Here is a 17,783-nt window from a genome sequence, read left to right as displayed (position 1 = left end):
CGATTCGTGCAAGTGACAGGAATAATCATCGCTGTACTCCCCTCTTAGCCGACTTTCGCCAGAGCAGGTTTGCTCATAGTCGCGGCGCCCCCAAACTTGTGATGCTTAAAACGGTGCCGTATCGGTGCCGTATCGAACCGTAACGATTGGCCGATTCTGATTCGCGTGTACCGCGCTGATGGCCCATCGAAATGGACTGAATCGAGAAATCACAAGAGGGGTAGCGCATGGTGCCGACCGGCGTGCTGATTGGCCAGATCACAATGGTTTTCGCCACCACTTTGCTGGGGCTATGGAGCGCCACCCAGTGGACGGCGGCGGCACTGGGATACCAGATGCGCCTCGGCGCGCCATGGTTCGACCTGTTTGGCACGCCGATCTATCACCCGTGGCGGCTGTTCGAGTGGTGGTACTTTTTTGATGCCTATGCACCTGACATCTTCATGCGCGGCGGTGCCATTGCCGCGTGCAGCGGCTTAGCCGGTGCCATGGTGGCCGTCACCATGTCGGTGTGGCGCGCACGGCAATCCAAGCTGGTCACGACCTACGGTTCGGCGCGCTGGGCGCTGCCCGCTGAAATCCGCAGTTCTGGGCTGACCGGCCCTGCCGGCGTTTTCCTGGGCCGCAAAGATGACGATTACCTGCGCCACGAAGGTTCCGAGCATGTGATGGCCTTCGCGCCCACCCGCTCCGGCAAAGGTGTCGGCCTGGTGGTGCCGACGATGCTTTCGTGGCCCGGCTCCGCCGTGATCCACGACATCAAGGGCGAGAACTGGACCTTGACGGCCGGCTGGCGCTCACGCTTCTCGCACTGCTTGCTGTTCAACCCGACCGACGCGCGCTCGGCCGCCTACAACCCGCTGCTCGAAGTACGGCGCGGCATGCACGAAGTGCGCGACGTGCAGAACATCGCCGACATTCTGGTCGATCCCGAAGGCGCGCTGGAGCGGCGCAACCATTGGGAGAAGACTTCGCACGCACTGCTGGTCGGCGCGATTCTGCATGTGCTCTACGCCAGCGAAGACAAAACGCTGCGTGGCGTCGCCAATTTTCTGTCCGATCCGGCCTGCCCGTTCGAGGTGACGCTGCACCGGATGATGACGACACGGCACCTGGGCGAAACAACGCACCCGGTTGTCGCATCAGCGGCGCGCGAGGTAATGAACAAGAGCGAAAACGAACGATCCGGTGTGCTGTCCACCGCGATGAGTTTCTTGGGCCTGTACCGCGACCCTACGGTGGCCGAAGTCACCTCACGCTGCGACTGGCGCATCGCCGACCTGATTGATGCCGATCACCCGGTGTCGCTATACCTGGTGGTGCCGCCCTCCGACATTAGCCGCACCAAGCCGTTGATCCGCTTGATTCTCAACCAGATCGGCCGACGCCTGACCGAGTCGCTTGATGGTTCGGACGGCATTGCCCGACGCCACAAGTTGCTGCTGATGCTCGACGAGTTTCCGGCACTGGGTCGGCTCGACTTCTTCGAGAGTGCGCTGGCCTTCATGGCCGGCTACGGCCTGCGTGCCTTTCTCATTGCGCAGTCGCTCAACCAGATCGACAAGGCCTATGGCCAAAACCATTCGATCCTCGATAACTGCCATGTGCGCATCGCTTTCGCCACCAACGACGAACGCACGGCCAAACGTATTTCCGAAGCATTGGGCACCGCAACCGAATTGCGTGCGCAGCGCAACTACGCGGGCCACCGGCTGGCCCCGTGGCTCGGTCACTTGATGGTATCGCGGCAAGAGACGGCACGACCACTACTCACGCCCGGCGAGGTCATGCAACTGCCGCCCGACGACGAGGTGGTGATGGTGTCCGGTCATCCACCAATCAAGGCGCAAAAAATTCGCTACTACCTGGATGCAAATTTCAAGACGCGCATGCAACCGCCACCGCCATTGCAACTCGGGCACTACGCCGACGCACCGCCATTGCGGCCGGACGATTGGACCGGGCTGGCGATACCCGCCCCCGCCGCACCGACTTCCGGCTTGGCCATCCCCGCACACGGCAGGGCCATCGACGACGGTGGCCACCAGCAGCAGCCGGAACTGTCCGAAGTCGTATTCACGCCGGAACCAGAACACGCAATGGACGACTTGGGCCTGTTCGATGACGACGACTTGTCGCTGCCCACCCAACTCGATCCACGCCTGCTACGCACGGCGCGGCTAGCCGCACTTGACCCTGATGACGGGATATCCCTATGAGCCGCACACGTCTGAACCTTTTCATCGAGCACGAGCACGCCAAGCGGCTCGACGAGCTGGCGACCATGAAGGGCTTGTCCAAGTCCTCAATCATCGCCGCCGCGCTGGCCTCGTTCCTGTCGCCCGACTCCGGCGACCAGCGCGAAGCGGCCATCGCCAAGCGATTGGATCGACTATCCCGCCAGCTCGACAAACTGGAGCGGGATCAGAACATCCTGATCGAGACACTGGCGCTCTACGTGCGTTACTTCCTGACCGTCAGCACCCCCGTGCCGGAAGCGCATCAGGAAGCGGCGCGCGCTCAGGGCCGCGCGCGCTTCGAGCAGTTTATCGAACAACTCGGTCGGCATTTGCTGCGTGGGCGCAGCCTGGTCAAGGACGTGGTGGAGGAAATCCAGCCCGACCCCAGCCAGTTCTTCGGCCAGCAGGACAACGTTCCCGCCGCAGCGCCTGCCGATGAAGCTGCGGGAGCACCATGAGCAACCCGCCGCGCGATCAAGGCTTGTCGGCCTCGCTGGCACTGGAACGTCGCGTGCGCATGCTGCGCACGGCCATGGGGCCGGACATCGCCAAGGCCTTGAACGACCCGGACGTGGTGGAAGTCATGCTGAACCCCGACGGTTCGCTTTGGATCGATCGACTGAGCAGTGGGCGCGAACCGCTGGGCGTCAGCCTCACGCCCGCCGACGGCGAACGGATCATCCGACTGGTCGCCGCCCATGTGCGTGCCGAAGTGCATGCGGGCAAGCCGCTGCTATCCGCCGAACTACCGGAAACGGGCGAACGTTTCGAGGGCGCGCTACCGCCCGTGACACCGGGGCCGGTCTTCGCGCTGCGCAAGCGCGCGGTCAACCTGATCCGGCTCGACACCTACGTGGCCGATGGCATCCTGACCGAGGCGCAGGCGGCCTTCCTGCGGACAGCCGTGCGCGAGCGCCAGAACATCCTGATTGCGGGTGGCACCAGCACTGGCAAGACCACGCTGGCCAATGCCCTGCTCGACGAGATCGCCGCCACCGGCGACCGCGTGATCGTGCTCGAAGACACGGTGGAACTGCAATGCACGGCACTCGACCACGTCCCGCTGCGCACCCGCGCCGGTGTCGTGACCATGGCCGAGCTGGTGCGCTCGACCCTGCGGTTGCGGCCGGACCGGATCGTCGTGGGCGAGGTGCGCGGCGCCGAAGCGCTCGACCTGCTCAAGGCTTGGGGCACCGGCCATCCGGGCGGCATCGCGACCGTCCATGCCGGTTCCGCAGCGGGTGCGTTACTGCGGCTGGAACAACTGATTCTCGAAGTTGCCGTGACCGCACCACGCGCCCTGATCGCCGAGGCCGTGAACGTCATCGTCTACATCGCCGGTCGCGGCAATGCGCGCCGCGTGCAGGAAATCGCCCGCGTCACCGGCTTCGACAGCCACGGTTACCAACTCAGCGCGGAGCTGATGCCTTCCTTCCCCTCACTTTCATCAACACCCGGAGAACTGTCATGACACCTTTGCACATTTCAAACACTTCAAACACTTCCGTAAATCCGCTTCTGCACAACGCCCGCCTTCAGGTCGGTATGCAGATCATCGTCATGGCGGCGCTGTTGCTGTGCGTGGCGCTGCCTGCGCACGCAGCGGGCTCGAACATGCCGTGGGAGGCACCGCTGCAATCGGTACTGGAGTCCATCCAGGGGCCGGTGGCCCGCATCATCGCGGTGATCATCATCATTACCACCGGCCTGACGCTAGCGTTTGGCGACACCAGTGGCGGCTTCCGCAAGCTGGTGCAGATCGTCTTCGGCCTGTCGATCGCGTTTGCCGCGTCCTCGTTCTTCCTGACCTTCTTCAGCTTCGCCGGTGGAGCGGTGATCGCATGAACGCGCTGCCTGCTGACGCACCTGGCTTTGAAGTGCCGCTGCACCGTTCGTTGACCGAACCCATTTTGCTGGGCGGCGCGCCGCGCACGGTGGCGATTGCCAACGGCACGCTGGCCGCTGCGGTCGGTCTCGGATTGCAGCTCTGGCTCCCCGGTCTTGCGCTGTGGATCGTCGGGCACTCGCTGGCCGTGTGGGGCGCGCGGCTGGACGCGCAGTTCATGGCGGTGTTCGCGCGACACATCAAGCACCGCATGTTGTTGGACGTATGAGACCCACGGAGAACACGCCATGATGCATCTTGCCGAATACCGCACACGCCCGGCCCTACTGGCAGACTGGTTGCCCTGGGCCGGGCTGGTCGCGCCGGGTGTCGTACTTAACAAGGACGGCTCGTTCCAGCGCACGGCGCGGTTTCGCGGGCCGGACCTGGACAGCGCGACGCAGGGCGAACTGATCGCCACAGCGGCGCGCTTGAACAACGCGTTGCGCCGGTTCGGTTCCGGCTGGGCGCTGTTCGTGGAGGCCGAACGGCGCGAAGCGGCCGACTACCCGCAGTCAGTATTTCCCGAGCCGCTGTCCTGGCTAGTCGATGAAGAGCGCCGCGCCGTTTTTGAGGAAGCCGATAGCCACTTCGAGAGCACGTACCACCTGACGCTTCTGTACTTGCCGCCCGAGGAATCAACGGCCCGCGCCGCCAAGCTGCTTTATGAGAACAGCAAGGTCGAAGGCGTGGACTGGCGCGAACGACTGGAGGGCTTCGTCTCGGAGACCGAACGCTTCTTCGGTTTGCTCGAAGGGGTCATGCCGGAGATCACCTGGCTCGACGATGGCCAGACCTTGACCTACCTGCATGCCTGTGTGTCCACGCGCCGCCATTCGGTGGCCGTGCCCGAAGTGCCGATGCACCTGGATGCGCTGTTGGCCGACGAACCGCTGACGGGCGGGCTGGCACCGATGCTCGGGAACCAGCACCTGCGCGTGGCATCAGTGCGGGGTTTCCCGACCTCGACCTGGCCCGGCCTGCTTGATGACCTCAACCGCCTGGGCTTTGCCTACCGTTCGAGCACCCGCTTCCTGTGCATGGACAAGGCCGAGGCGGAGAAGGAACTGACGCGGCTGCGCCGCCAGTGGTTCTCCAAGCGCAAGAACATCGTCGCGCTGCTACGCGAAACCATCTTTCAACAGGAAAGCCCGCTGGTGGATTCCGATGCCTCGAACAAGGCAGCGGATGCCGATGCAGCATTGCAGGAACTGGGCAGTGACCAGGTGTCGTTCGGCTACGTCACCGCCACCGTGACGGTACTCGATATCGATGCGACGGCCGCTGACGAAAAGTTGCGCGCGGTGGAGCGGACTATCCAGGGTCGCGGCTTCGTGACGATCCCCGAAACCTTGAACGCGGTCGATGCGTGGCTGTCGTCGATTCCGGGACACGCCTACGCCAACGTGCGCCAGCCCATTGTCTCGACCTTGAATCTGGCCCACATGCTGCCGGTGTCGGCAGTGTGGGCCGGTCAAGAGCGTAATGCGCATCTTGACGGCCCGCCGCTGATCGTGACCCGCACCGATGGCGCGACGCCGTTCCGGCTAGTCACGCACATCGGCGACGTGGGCAACACGCTGGTGGTCGGCCCCATCGGCATGGGCAAGTCGGTGCTGCTGGCCACTTTGGCCATGCAGTTCCGCCGCTATGCCGGTTCGCGCATCTTCGCGTTCGACATGGGGCGTTCGATTCGCGCCACCGTGCTCGGGCTCGGTGGCGAGCACTATGACTTGGGCGCAGACGGTGCTATCGCCTTCCAGCCGCTGGCCCGCATCGATCAGGACAGTTACCGCGCTTGGGCGGCCGAGTGGGTCGAAGGACGCTTGATTCATGAAGGCGTGGCCGTTGGGCCGGACGTGAAGGACGCCGTGTGGTCGGCACTGAACAGTCTCGCCAGCGCGCCGCTCGATCAGCGCACCATGACCGGCTTGTCTGTGCTGCTGCAATCGAACGCGCTGCGGCAAGCCCTGCAACCCTATGTGCTGGGTGGCGCGCACGGCAAGCTGCTCGATGCCGACCATGACCGGCTGGGTTTCGCCGACGTGCAGTGCTTCGAGATGGAAGAGCTGATGCACAGCAAGGCGGCTGCGCTGGCCGTGCTGCGCTACCTGTTCGCGCGCTTCGAGGAACGCCTTGACGGCGCCCCAACACTGTTGATCCTTGATGAGGCATGGCTGTTCCTCGATGACCCGGTGTTCGCCGCGCGCATTCGCCAGTGGCTGAAGACACTGCGCAAAAAGAATGTGTCGGTGATCTTCGCCACGCAATCGCTGGCGGACATCAAAGATTCGAGTATTGCGCCAGCCATCATCGAGAGTTGCGTGAACCGTATCTTCTTGCCCAACCCACAGGCAACCGAGCCGCAGATTCGCGTTATCTACGAAGGCTTCGGCCTCAATGCGCGGCAGATCAATATTGTGGCGACCGCCCAGCCCAAGCGCGATTACTACTACCAGTCGCGCCTCGGCAACCGGGTCTTTGATTTGGGGCTTGGGCCGGTGGCGCTGGCATTTGCTGGCGCGGCCAAGCCCGAAGACCAACGCGCTATCGACACCGTTTCCGCGTCATTGCCGCCTGCGGACTTCGCAGCCGCCTGGCTACGCCATCGCGGCCTCGACTGGGCCGCAGACCTGATTCCCTCTTATCCGTCGTTCCCCTTCACATCCCAGGAGAAGCAGCCATGAAGAAAACCTTGCTTGCCATCGCCACCACCATTCTGGTGGGCACCATGCCTGCTGCGCAAGCGCAGTGGGTCGTGATCGATCCGACCAACCTCGTGCAGAACATCATGACAGCCGCCCGCGCGTTGGAGCAGATCAACAACCAGATCAAGCAGCTCCAGAACGAGGCGCAGATGCTGATGAACGACGCCAAGAATCTGACCAGTCTGGACTTCAGCGCACTTAATCAGCTACGTGCAGCACTGTCGGCGACGAACCAGCTCCTGCAACAGGCGCAGGGGCTTGCCTTCAACCTGTCGCAGATGGAAACCGAGTTCGCGCGGCTCTATCCCAATGCCTATACCGCCTCCACGTCGGGTAGTCAGATGTCAACCGACGCCCGCACGCGCTGGCGCAATTCGTTGGAGGCGCTGCGCACCGCGACCCAGGTGCAGTCGCAGGCTGTACAGAATTTTGCATCCGACGAGCAGACCTTGACTGATCTCGTGAACCGCAGCCAGTCCGCCGTTGGCGCGCTGCAGGCCACGCAGGCGACGAACCAATTGCTGGCCCTGCAATCCCGCCAAGCCATCCAGGCGCAGCAGCTCCAGATCACGCAGGACCGGGCCACCGCGCTGGAACAAGCACGGCAGGTCGCAGTCCAAGAGCGTGCGCGTGAAGTGCGCCGTCGCTTCCAGGGCGATGGCACTCTCTACACGCCGACCACGATCAACTACTACAACCCATGAGGACTCGACCATGAAAACCCTTCTCACCGTTACCGCCTGCACATTGCTACTGGCCGCGTGCAGCAAGCCGGTCCCCACCGAGTCCGTCGAATCGCTGATGGCCAATCCCGAACGACTGAAGGATGTCCGCGCTCAGTGCAAAGCCGACCACGCGAAGGTAGGCGATGCGCTATGCACGATGGCCGCCGAGGCCACGCGGCGGCGCTTCATGGGCAGCGGCACACCGTACACGCCTGCGCCACCAGCTACGCCACCGCCCACACCGAAGGACTAAGCCATGAACGACTTGTCGGTCATCGACCATTTCCTTGATGTTTTCTCGCGCTATATCGACTCGGGTTTCGGATTGCTGCATGGCGAGGTGGCGTTCCTCACCGCCACGCTGGTGGTGATCGACATGACGCTGGCCGGACTGTTCTGGGCCATGGGCGGCGAAGAGGTCATTGGCAAGCTGATCAAAAAGACGCTGTACGTCGGTGCCTTCGCATTCATCATCGGCAATTTCAACAATCTGGCGGGCATTCTGTTCCGCTCCTTTGCCGGTCTCGGGCTGGTGGCGTCGGGTTCCACACTGACGCAAGCGCAGTTTCTACGACCGGGTGTACTAGCCAAAGTCGGCGTCGATGCAGCGCGGCCCATCATGGCGCAGATCAGCGACATGACCGGCTTCCCGGAAGTGTTCGCGCACCTCGATGTCATCTCGGTGTTGTTCCTCGCCTGGCTGGTAGTGATCATCAGCTTCTTCGTGTTGGCGGTGCAGCTCTTCGTCACGCTGATCGAATTCAAACTGACGACACTCGCGGGCTTCGTGCTAGTGCCGTTTGCGCTATGGAACAAGACGGCATTTCTGGCCGAGCGGGTATTGGGCAACGTCGTGTCGTCTGGCATCAAGGTACTGGTGCTCGCAGTCATTGTGGGCATCGGCACAGGACTGTTTGCACAGTTTCAGGTGCCGCCCGGCACTGAGCCATCCATCGACCTGGCGCTGACCATCATGCTGGCCTCGCTGGCGATGCTGGGACTGGGAATCTTCGGGCCGGGGATTGCGACCGGGCTGGTGTCGGGCGCACCACAGCTCGGCGCTGGCGCTGCGGCCGGAACGGCGCTGGGTGTCGCTGGTTTGGCAGTGGCCGGTGGTGCCGCTATCGCATCAGGTGGCGCAGCGGTCGCGGCAGGTGCGCGCATGGCACCGGGTGCCGCGCGCGCGGCCATCGGCAGCGCCGCTTCGGCCGGACGTGCAACCAGTTCAATGGCAAGCGGTGCGAAATCCGCTTACCAGGCCGGTGCTGCGGCATCGGGTAGTAGCGGTGTTCGCGCTGCCGGCGCGGGCCTCGCCAATGTGGCCAAGAGCGGTGCCGGTGCTGTCGGCCAGCGCGTCGCAGCCGGTGCGAAGGCGGTCAAGGACCGCGTAGCGAATTTCGTCGCGGAGGCTGCTGCGCCTGCGGCAGCAGCCGGTGCACCCGAATCAGCCGAATCGACTGACGCCAAGCCCCCTGCGGGCGAGCCCGCTTGGGCCAAACAAATGCGGCGCAAACAGCAAGCAAGCAGTGCGGTCTCGACGGCGGCGCACACGTTGCGCGCGGGCGACCACGGTGGCAGCGGCGCCAGCCCGAGCCTGCGCGATGAATCCAGCACTTGACGCCAACCCTTGAGGAGAAGAATTCATGCTATTCAAACGACCACAGGTGCGCTACTCGGAAACGCCCGCGCCTGTCACTCCCTACCAAGCCGCTGCGCAGGTCTGGGATCAGCGTATCGGCAGCGCCCGCGTGCAGGCGAAGAACTGGCGGCTGATGGCCTTCGGCTGTCTGTCGCTGGCATTGCTGATGGCGGGCGGTCTGGTGTGGCGCTCAGCGCAATCCATCGTCACGCCGTATGTGGTGGAGGTGGCCGCCGGTGGTCAGGTACGCGCGGTCGGCGAAGCGGCCACGCCGTACAAGCCGAACGACGCGCAGATTGCCTACCACCTGGCGCGCTTCGTCACCGACGTGCGCTCGCTGTCGATCGATCCGATCGTTGTCCGCCAAAACTGGCTCGAAGCCTACGACTACACGACGGACAAAGGTGCGGCTACGCTGAACGACTACGCACGCACCAACGATCCGTTCGCGCGCATCGGCCAGACCTCGACGGCGGTGGAAATCACCAGTGTGGTTCGCGCCAGCGAATCCTCGTTTCAGGTGCGCTGGATCGAGCGCAACTACGCGAACGGTTCGCCCTCGGGCACCGAGCGCTGGACCGCCATGCTGTCCGTGGTGCTGCAGCCGCCGCGCACCGAAGAGCGACTGCGCAAAAACCCGCTGGGAATCTATGTCAACGGCCTGTCCTGGAGCCGTGAACTCGACGCAACTGAAGGAGTGAAGAAACCATGAAAACACAAATCCGCATTGTCGCTTTTCCGTTGATCCTGAGTGCCACCTTGGCAACCGTCACAGGCTGCGCCACGCATGGACAGCCGCCACCTGACATCACGTTAGATGAATCTATGGCGGCGCACGTTTTGGCCGAACCGCCCAAACCCATCGAGATAGTCGAGGTGCCAAAACCGCTGCCGCTGCCCGAGCAGTTGAAATCCTTGCGGAACGTACCCGAGGACAAACCGGCAACTGAATCACCTGATGAGAAAACCCGCGTGGCGCGCGCCAATGCCGAAGCGCGCGTGGCACCGAGCCGGGAGGGTTATATCAACGCCATCCAGGTCTGGCCTTATGCGGACGGCGCGCTGTATCAGGTCTACACCAGTCCGGGCCGCGTCACCGTCATCGCCTTGCAGCAGGGCGAAGAGCTGGTAACGGTCTCGGCCGGTGACACCGTGCGCTGGATCGTCGGCGACACGGCCAGCGGTGCGGGCGCCAGCCTGCGTGTAAACATTCTCGTAAAGCCAACGCGCATCGGGCTGAAGACGAACCTGGTCATCACCACCAATCGCCGCACCTACCTGCTTGAACTGTCTTCGACGCCGCAGGCATGGATGGCGTCCGCATCGTGGGACTACCCGAAAGACCGCCTGCTGGCCTTGCAAAAGCAAGCGCAGCAAGCTCAGACGGCTGCGCCGGTGGACTCAGGCTTGCCGCTGGAGCAGATCAAATTCCGCTACGCGATTTCCGGCGACAGCCCACCGTGGAAGCCGCTGCGCGCCTTCGACGACGGCGAGCGGGTCTACATCCAGTTCCCCGCCGGCATCGCGCAGGGCGAGTTGCCGCCGCTGTTCGTGATCGGAACGCAGGGGGATGGCCAGCTCGTGAACTACCGCTTCCGCTCACCGTACTACGTGGTGGATCGGTTGTTCGGTGCGGCCGAATTGCGGCTGGGCGCTGACAAGGCCGCCGTTGTTCGCATAGAGCGCACCGATGGTGTGAGCAGCGCGGCACGGAGGCATTGAGCATGAGCACGCCCGCCACGCCACCACCAACTGGGTCGAACAAGGCTGACCCGGACACCATGGCTCTGCGCGCTTCGCCGCGCCCGGTCACGCGACTGAACCGGCGCATGCTGGCCGTCCTTGCGGGAACGCTGGGTGCGGTCGTGTTGGGCGGCACACTGTGGTCGCTGCAATCGCACAAGCGCGAGCGCAACGCGGCAGCCGAACTGTACAACGTGGACCGTGTCTCGCATGCCGAGAACCTCGACCAGTTGCCCAAGGACTATTCCAAGGTGCCGGTGGCTGCCAAGCCGGTGCCCGTTTTGGGCGAACCATTGCCGGGCGACCTGGGTCCGGCCATAGTGGCGCAGCGTAATGCGGGAGCGCCCGCGCAGGCTGGACGCATTGCGCAGCCAGGTGATGCCGATGAGGCGGCACATTCGGGGGTTTTCTTTCGCAGCGGTGCGGTGAAAGCAGCGCCGTCGCCTACTGCGAATTCGGCCATGCCCGAGTCGGTATCTGGCAACCAGCCATTCAATCCGATGGCGCCTGCGGCCGCATCCGCGCAACCGACCGACCCGACGGCGGTGCAAAACCGGCAGGATCAGAAGCAGGCGTTTGTCGCCAATGGCGGCGACACCGCAACCCGTAATCCGGCCAGCTTGCAACTGCCAGCCTCTCCCTACCAGGTGATGGCGGGCACCATCATTCCGGCAGCGCTGGTGACGGGCATCAATTCCGATCTGCCGGGGCAGGTCATCGCCAACGTCACCGAGGCGGTCTACGACACGGCCACAGGTCGCTTCCTGCTGATTCCGCAGGGCTCACGCCTGATCGGCCGCTACGACAGCCAGGTGTCATTCGGTCAGCGGCGCGTGTTACTTGTGTGGACGCGGTTGATCCTGCCCGATACCTCATCCATTTCGCTCGACCGCCTGCCCGGCATCGACCCAGCGGGCTATGCCGGACTGGAAGATGGCGTCGATTGGCATTGGGATCGCATCCTCGCCGGTGCTGCGTTGTCCACGCTGCTCGGCGTGGGTGCTGAGTTGGCTGCGCCTGATCGCACCGGCAGCGATAGCAAAATCATCATTGCCACGCGCCAGAGCGGGCAGGACACAGTGAACCAGGTCGGTCAGGAGATCACCAAACGCAATGTGAGCATCCAGCCGACGCTCACTATCCGGCCCGGCTTCCCGATGCGGGTCATGGTGAACAAGGATCTGATCTTGCGGCCGTACCAGCCGCTGTTCTTCCAAAGGGGATCGTCGCAATGAGTACGACCACCAACAAGCTGCGGCTGGGGCCGCTGCCGACCAAGACTGAGACAGTCAAAATCACCATTGCGCTCACCACCGCGTTGAAGACCGACTTGGAACGCTACGCCACGCAACATGCTCAGACCTACGGCGAGCCGATTGATGCCACGACGCTGATCCCGCACATGCTCGAAGCGTTCATGGCGCGGGATCGCGGCTTCAAGAAGATCACGGCGAAGTGATTCACAACCGCGCCGCGTGAGCGCAATCAGAATACGCTCATGCACGCCTGAGCGAGTTTTCAATAGATGCCGGAAAGATCACCATCACAGGACCGTATTTATATCGGCCGTTGCAATGCACGCAGCAACTGCCCTGCTGATGGAGAAGATCATGAACAAAGCAGATCGAAGTTTGCAGGCCGCGAGGTCGAACAACGACTCTGATGCAAACGACCTACGCGGCATGCCGCTACCACGACTGATCGCGCCGAATATCTTGCCCTTCCGACGCACGATCCGCCGTCCCGAGTTGCGACAAATCGTGCCTCTGGCCGACACCACGATCTACGACATGGAACGGCGCGGTGAATTTCCGCGCAGGTTCAATCTAACCGCACGCTGCGTGGTGTGGGATTTGACGGAGGTAGAGGCATGGCTTGATGCGCGCCGCCAAGCTTCCGACAGCGCGCAGATAAAACGAGCCCCCTCGCCGGACGTGCGTCAGCGCAAGCACCGCCCCGTCAAAGCAACGCCTGTGTCGTGATGATCTTCATCGACGGGGGCAGCAAGGTCGGGGTATGCGATTCGCCGGCCACCCAGGCGTCAACCATATCGGCCCACTCTTGCAGCATGTGGCGGCGCTGCTCGGCGTATTCAGCCTTGTTGTAGATGCCGCGTGATGAACGGCCATCTTCGTGGGCAAGACACTTCTCGATCCAGTCACTGTTGAAGCCCAACTCGTTGAGGATGGTCGAACCGGTGCGGCGCAGGTCATGCACAGTGAAATTTTCGATTGGCAGACCCTTCGCTTTCGACCGCTCCACGACTATCTGCCCGACACGGTTCAGCGTGGCGTTCGACATACACTTGTCGCCGTCATAGCGCGAAGGCAACAGGTATCTTGAGCCACCGGCGCAGGTGCGCAGTGCGATCATGATGTCGAGCGCCTGCTGCGACAGATAGATGTTGTGGGCCTTGCCGGCCTTCATGCGGGCTTTTGGGATAGTCCACAGTGCATTCTCGAAGTCGATCTCATCCCATGTCGCGTGGATCAGTTCGCCTTTGCGCACCAGCGTGAGCAAGATAAGCCGCAGACCCAGTTTGATGGTCGGGTACGAAGCGACGTACTCCAACTGCTTGAGCATGATGCGTATCTCGGACGGCGACAGCGCTCGATCCCGTGCCACGAAAGTAGCGATCGACGATGGTCCAACGTCGTCGGCAGGGTTGGCCACCTTCTCGCCGTGCAAGATGGCAAAACCGTAGATTTGCTTGATGATGTCGCGGACATGGATTGCCGTTGCTGGTGCTCCCCTCCCCTTCACCTTGTCGCACAGATCGCGCAGGTCATCAGGACTGATCTCGCTCAGCAAGCGGCTCTTGAACACAGGCAGGATGTCCCGGTCAAGGATGCTCTTGCGCATCGACCGCGTGCTGTCGGCCATCCGCGCACCCTCGTACCACTCGTCGGTAAATTCCTGGAAGGTTTTGGCGTCCGAAAGGCGCCTCTTCTCTCGCTGCTTTTCCTGCGCCGGGGACTGTCCTTCCGAAACCGCCCGCTTCGCGTCGATGCACTTTTCGCGTGCACGGGCCAGCGACAGACCGCCTGGCCCATAGCGGCCAATCGTCAGCGTTTCGCGCCTGCTATTGATCCGGTAGTCATAACGGAACGTGACGGTACCCGCCGTCGAGACCGTCACATACATGCCATCCCTGTCCGTCACCTTGTAGGGTGCATCCTTGGGTTTGAGATTCTTCAGTGCGGTATCGGTCAGCATGGTGTCCTCCTGAGAACGGCAATTTTACCGTCAACGACTCAAAAGACACAGAATGCTCTGAAACCCGCATGAATACTAGCTCTTTCTCTTATTTTTTACCGTCAACGCCGAAAACAGTCAGACGGTAAATATTTTTAGATGGCTTGCCTAGCTTTCATTACCGTCAGGATTACCGACAAAAAGATTCGCTTGCCGTCAATAGTTGCCGATAGCTTTCGCGATTTAAACTTATATAAATCAATAAGTTAAGTGACTTTTCCGATAGTCCGCGAAAGCTGCCGAAAGACCTAAAATCATTCCCACTCAATCGTCGCCGGCGGCTTGCCCGAAATATCGTAGACCACGCGGTTGATGCCACGCACTTCGTTGATGATCCGGTTCGATACGCGCCCAAGCAGTTCGTGCGGCAAATGCGCCCAGTGCGCGGTCATGAAGTCCTGCGTTTGTACTGCGCGCAAGGCGACCACGTATTCATAGGTGCGGCCATCGCCCATGACACCCACCGACTTCACTGGCAGGAATACGGCAAACGCCTGGCTGGTGCCTTCGTACCAGTTGTTGACGATGCCTTGCTGGTCGATTCCGGCCGGCAGGTCGAGCGTGCATGCGCGCAGTTCTTCGATGAAAATCGCATCGGCGCGACGCAGCAAGTCAGCGTATTCCTTCTTGACTTCACCGAGGATGCGCACGCCCAAGCCCGGACCCGGAAACGGATGGCGATACACCATCGTCGGAGGCAAGCCGAGCGCTACGCCCAGCGCGCGCACTTCATCCTTGAACAGTTCGCGCAATGGCTCGAGCAATTTCAGGTTCAGCGTATCGGGCAAGCCGCCAACATTGTGGTGACTCTTGATCGTGTGTCCCTTTTTGCCCTTGCCGGCACTTTCAATCACGTCCGGATAAATCGTGCCCTGTGCCAGCCACTTGGCCTCTTTCAGTTTGGCCGATTCGACCTGGAAGACTTCGACAAATTCGCGGCCAATAATTTTGCGCTTGAGTTCCGGGTCCGTGACGCCAGCGAGATGCCCCATGAACTGATCAGTGGCATCGATACGGATGACCTTGACGCCCAGATTGTTGGCGAACATCTCCATGACCATGTCGCCTTCGTTCAGGCGCAGCAAGCCATGATCGACAAACACGCAGGTCAGCTTGTCACCGATGGCGCGATGGATCAGTGCGGCCGCAACGCTGCTGTCGACCCCGCCGGACAAGCCGAGGATGACTTCATCATTACCGACTTGCTGACGGATCGATGCTACGGCTTCCTCGATGTAATCAGGCATGTTCCAGTCCGATTTGCAGCCGCAAATATCGTGCACGAAACGGCCGATGATGGCTTTTCCCTGCAGCGTGTGCGTGACTTCCGGATGGAATTGCACCGCATAAAAATGTCGCGTTTCATCGGCGATCGCGGCAATCGGGCAGCTGTCGGTCGATGCCATCAACTTGAAGCCGGCCGGCATTTCGGTGACCTTGTCGCCATGACTCATCCAGACTTTGAGCATGCCGTGACCTTCTGCCGTGGTGAAATCGCTGATGCCATCGAACAGCGCCGTGTGGCCGCGGGCACGTACTTCGGCGTAACCAAACTCGCGCACCGACCCGTTTTCGACCTTGCCACCGAGCTGCTCGGCCATCGCCTGCATGCCATAGCAAATACCGAATACCGGCACACCCAGTTCAAAGACGGCTTGCGGAACGCGCGGCGTATCGCCTTCGGTCACCGAGTTCGGACCACCCGACAGGATTACGCCAGCGGCACCGTAATTGCGCACGAACTCATCGCTGACGTCGTACGGAAAAACTTCAGAAAACACGCCCGCATCGCGCACGCGACGCGCAATCAGCTGGGTTACCTGGGAACCGAAATCGAGGATCAGAATTTTGGAATGCATGGCTTGGTCGATTTAAAAAAAGCATCAATAAAATGTCAGCAGGGCTGCACGGAAATCCGCCAGCCCTGCCGAATGACTACGACGATCAACAACGACGATCAACAATAGCGATCAGTTATTCGGCGCGATAATTCGGCGCTTCCTTGGTGATCTGGACATCATGAACGTGCGACTCGCGCATGCCGGCCGAGGTGATTTCGACGAACTCGGCTTTTTCGCGCAGCTCTTCGATCGTGGCGCAACCGCAGTAACCCATCGATGAACGCACGCCACCAACCAGCTGATACAGGATGGCCAGCACGCTGCCCTTGTAGGCGACCCGGCCTTCGATGCCCTCTGGAACGAACTTGTCGTTGCCGCTGCCGGCATCCTGAAAATACCGGTCCGCCGACCCATCGGCCATTGCCGCCAGACTGCCCATGCCGCGATACGACTTGTAGCTGCGCCCCTGGAACAGGATCACTTCGCCCGGCGCTTCTTCGGTCCCGGCGAACATGCTGCCCATCATCACGCTGGACGCCCCGGCAGCCAGCGCTTTCGAGATATCCCCCGAGAAGCGGATGCCACCGTCGGCGATGCACGGAATGCCGGTGCCCTTGAGCGCCTGGGAGACATTCGAGATCGCTGAAATCTGCGGCACGCCGACACCCGCGACGATGCGGGTGGTACAGATAGAACCCGGACCGATGCCGACCTTCACGCCATCGGCACCGTAGTCGGCCAATGCTTTTGCCGCCGCTGCCGTGGCGATGTTGCCGCCGATGACATCAATATGCGGGAAATTAGTTTTGACCCATTTGACCCGATCCAGCACGCCTTGCGAATGACCATGCGCGGTATCAACAACAACCACATCAACGCCAGCAGCAGCGAGCAACTCGATGCGCTCGTCGTTATCGGCACCAACGCCAACAGCCGCACCGACGCGCAATTTGCCGTGTTCGTCCTTGCAGGCGAACGGATGTTCGGTCGATTTCTGGATGTCCTTGACGGTGATCAGGCCGCGCAATTCAAAGTCATCGTTGACCACCAGCACACGTTCGAGCCGGTGCTTGTTCATCAGGCGTTTGGCTTCGGACAACTCGGCACCGTCTTTGACGAACACCAGCTTTTCACGCACCGTCATTTTGGCGCGCACTTCTGCATCGAGTTCTTCTTCAAAACGCAGGTCGCGGTTGGTGATGATGCCGATGACCATCTTGCCTTCGACCACCGGAAATCCGCTGATCCCGTGCTGCGCCGACAGCGAAATGACATCGCGTATCTTCATGTTCGGCGGGATCGTGATGGGGTCGCGCACCACGCCGGATTCAAAGCGCTTGACCCGGGACACTTCACGGGCCTGCTCGCGCGGGGTCAGGTTCTTGTGGATGATGCCGATTCCGCCTTCTTGCGCCATCGCAATTGCCAGGCGGGATTCGGTCACTGTGTCCATCGCTGCGGAGAGCAATGGAATATTGAGCATGATGTTGCGGGACAAGCGCGTCTGCAGAATCGTGTCTTTGGGGAGGATATTCGAGTAAGCCGGGACGAGCAGCACATCATCGAATGTGAGTGCCTTTTGAAGAAGACGCATAGTATTTCCTATTGGCGCAAAATCGAATTATACAGACATCCCTCTCGAAGTCGTTGTTTCAATACCGTCCATCAACAAGCGACCCGCAACGCATTGACAGCCACGCCAAAGCATGGCGAAATCGTGACTATCAGTTGATCCATCTCAACAAGA

Annotated in this window: 17 protein-coding genes; 14 read left to right on the top strand and 3 right to left on the bottom strand. The window is 61.6% G+C overall.

The window, feature by feature from the left end; genetic code table 11:
* Window positions 1-227: 227 nt before the first annotated feature.
* From QN370_RS02715 to QN370_RS02650, 14 genes are all read left to right on the top strand, one after another.
* Window positions 228-2,219: a conjugal transfer protein TraG gene (locus QN370_RS02715; protein ID WP_322125599.1), complete on the top strand. Its 1,992-nt coding sequence runs from the start codon at window positions 228-230 to the stop codon at window positions 2,217-2,219.
* The gene (locus tag QN370_RS02710; protein WP_322125598.1) at window positions 2,216-2,698 is read left to right on the top strand and encodes a CopG family transcriptional regulator; all 483 of its coding nucleotides are present in this window, start codon (window positions 2,216-2,218) and stop codon (window positions 2,696-2,698) included. The genes QN370_RS02715 and QN370_RS02710 overlap by 4 nt, the downstream gene beginning before the upstream one ends.
* The gene (gene trbB / locus QN370_RS02705; RefSeq protein ID WP_322125597.1) at window positions 2,695-3,711 is read left to right on the top strand and encodes a P-type conjugative transfer ATPase TrbB; all 1,017 of its coding nucleotides are present in this window, start codon (window positions 2,695-2,697) and stop codon (window positions 3,709-3,711) included. The genes QN370_RS02710 and trbB overlap by 4 nt, the downstream gene beginning before the upstream one ends.
* Complete coding sequence (locus QN370_RS02700) at window positions 3,708-4,085, top strand: TrbC/VirB2 family protein (protein WP_322125596.1); 378 nt, start codon at window positions 3,708-3,710, stop codon at window positions 4,083-4,085. Before trbB ends, QN370_RS02700 begins: the two co-directional genes overlap by 4 nt.
* Complete coding sequence (locus tag QN370_RS02695; RefSeq protein WP_300060117.1) at window positions 4,082-4,354, top strand: VirB3 family type IV secretion system protein; 273 nt, start codon at window positions 4,082-4,084, stop codon at window positions 4,352-4,354. The genes QN370_RS02700 and QN370_RS02695 overlap by 4 nt, the downstream gene beginning before the upstream one ends.
* Window positions 4,355-4,373: 19 nt before the next feature.
* Window positions 4,374-6,812, top strand: coding sequence for a conjugal transfer protein TrbE (gene trbE, locus QN370_RS02690; protein ID WP_322125595.1), 2,439 nt, complete (start codon window positions 4,374-4,376; stop codon window positions 6,810-6,812).
* Entirely contained in the window at window positions 6,809-7,537 is a 729-nt protein-coding gene (gene trbJ / locus QN370_RS02685; protein ID WP_322125594.1) for a P-type conjugative transfer protein TrbJ, read from the top strand. Before trbE ends, trbJ begins: the two co-directional genes overlap by 4 nt.
* A gap of 10 nt (window positions 7,538-7,547) precedes the next feature.
* On the top strand, window positions 7,548-7,811 hold the full coding sequence (locus tag QN370_RS02680) for an EexN family lipoprotein (RefSeq protein WP_322125593.1): 264 nt from the start codon (window positions 7,548-7,550) through the stop codon (window positions 7,809-7,811).
* A gap of 3 nt (window positions 7,812-7,814) precedes the next feature.
* On the top strand, window positions 7,815-9,176 hold the full coding sequence (gene trbL / locus QN370_RS02675) for a P-type conjugative transfer protein TrbL (RefSeq protein WP_322118369.1): 1,362 nt from the start codon (window positions 7,815-7,817) through the stop codon (window positions 9,174-9,176).
* A gap of 25 nt (window positions 9,177-9,201) precedes the next feature.
* A complete protein-coding gene (gene trbF, locus QN370_RS02670; RefSeq protein WP_322118368.1) occupies window positions 9,202-9,909 on the top strand; it encodes a conjugal transfer protein TrbF in 708 nt (235 codons plus the stop codon).
* A complete protein-coding gene (trbG, locus tag QN370_RS02665; RefSeq protein WP_322125592.1) occupies window positions 9,906-10,919 on the top strand; it encodes a P-type conjugative transfer protein TrbG in 1,014 nt (337 codons plus the stop codon). Before trbF ends, trbG begins: the two co-directional genes overlap by 4 nt.
* A gap of 2 nt (window positions 10,920-10,921) precedes the next feature.
* Entirely contained in the window at window positions 10,922-12,175 is a 1,254-nt protein-coding gene (locus QN370_RS02660; RefSeq protein ID WP_322125591.1) for a TrbI/VirB10 family protein, read from the top strand.
* The gene (locus QN370_RS02655; RefSeq protein ID WP_322118365.1) at window positions 12,172-12,399 is read left to right on the top strand and encodes a DUF2274 domain-containing protein; all 228 of its coding nucleotides are present in this window, start codon (window positions 12,172-12,174) and stop codon (window positions 12,397-12,399) included. The genes QN370_RS02660 and QN370_RS02655 overlap by 4 nt, the downstream gene beginning before the upstream one ends.
* A gap of 151 nt (window positions 12,400-12,550) precedes the next feature.
* Entirely contained in the window at window positions 12,551-12,922 is a 372-nt protein-coding gene (locus QN370_RS02650) for a helix-turn-helix transcriptional regulator (RefSeq protein ID WP_322125590.1), read from the top strand.
* On the opposite strand, the gene QN370_RS02645 is transcribed toward QN370_RS02650, so the two are convergent.
* The 3 genes from QN370_RS02645 to guaB form a co-directional block, all read right to left on the bottom strand.
* Window positions 12,900-14,156, bottom strand: coding sequence for a tyrosine-type recombinase/integrase (locus QN370_RS02645; protein WP_322125589.1), 1,257 nt, complete (start codon window positions 14,154-14,156; stop codon window positions 12,900-12,902). The two genes, QN370_RS02650 and QN370_RS02645, sit on opposite strands and share 23 nt — an antisense overlap.
* Before the next feature lie 293 nt (window positions 14,157-14,449).
* Window positions 14,450-16,054, bottom strand: a complete 1,605-nt coding sequence (gene guaA, locus QN370_RS02640) for a glutamine-hydrolyzing GMP synthase (RefSeq protein ID WP_322125588.1) — start codon at window positions 16,052-16,054, stop codon at window positions 14,450-14,452.
* Window positions 16,055-16,169: 115 nt separating this feature from the next.
* Entirely contained in the window at window positions 16,170-17,630 is a 1,461-nt protein-coding gene (gene guaB, locus QN370_RS02635) for an IMP dehydrogenase (protein WP_322125587.1), read from the bottom strand.
* Window positions 17,631-17,783: the final 153 nt, after the last annotated feature.

Source organism: Actimicrobium sp. CCI2.3, from assembly GCF_035019065.1.
Classification (GTDB): domain Bacteria; phylum Pseudomonadota; class Gammaproteobacteria; order Burkholderiales; family Burkholderiaceae_D; genus Actimicrobium.
Note: the sequence above shows the minus strand (reverse complement) of the source record. Positions and strands in the feature narration are given on the sequence as shown.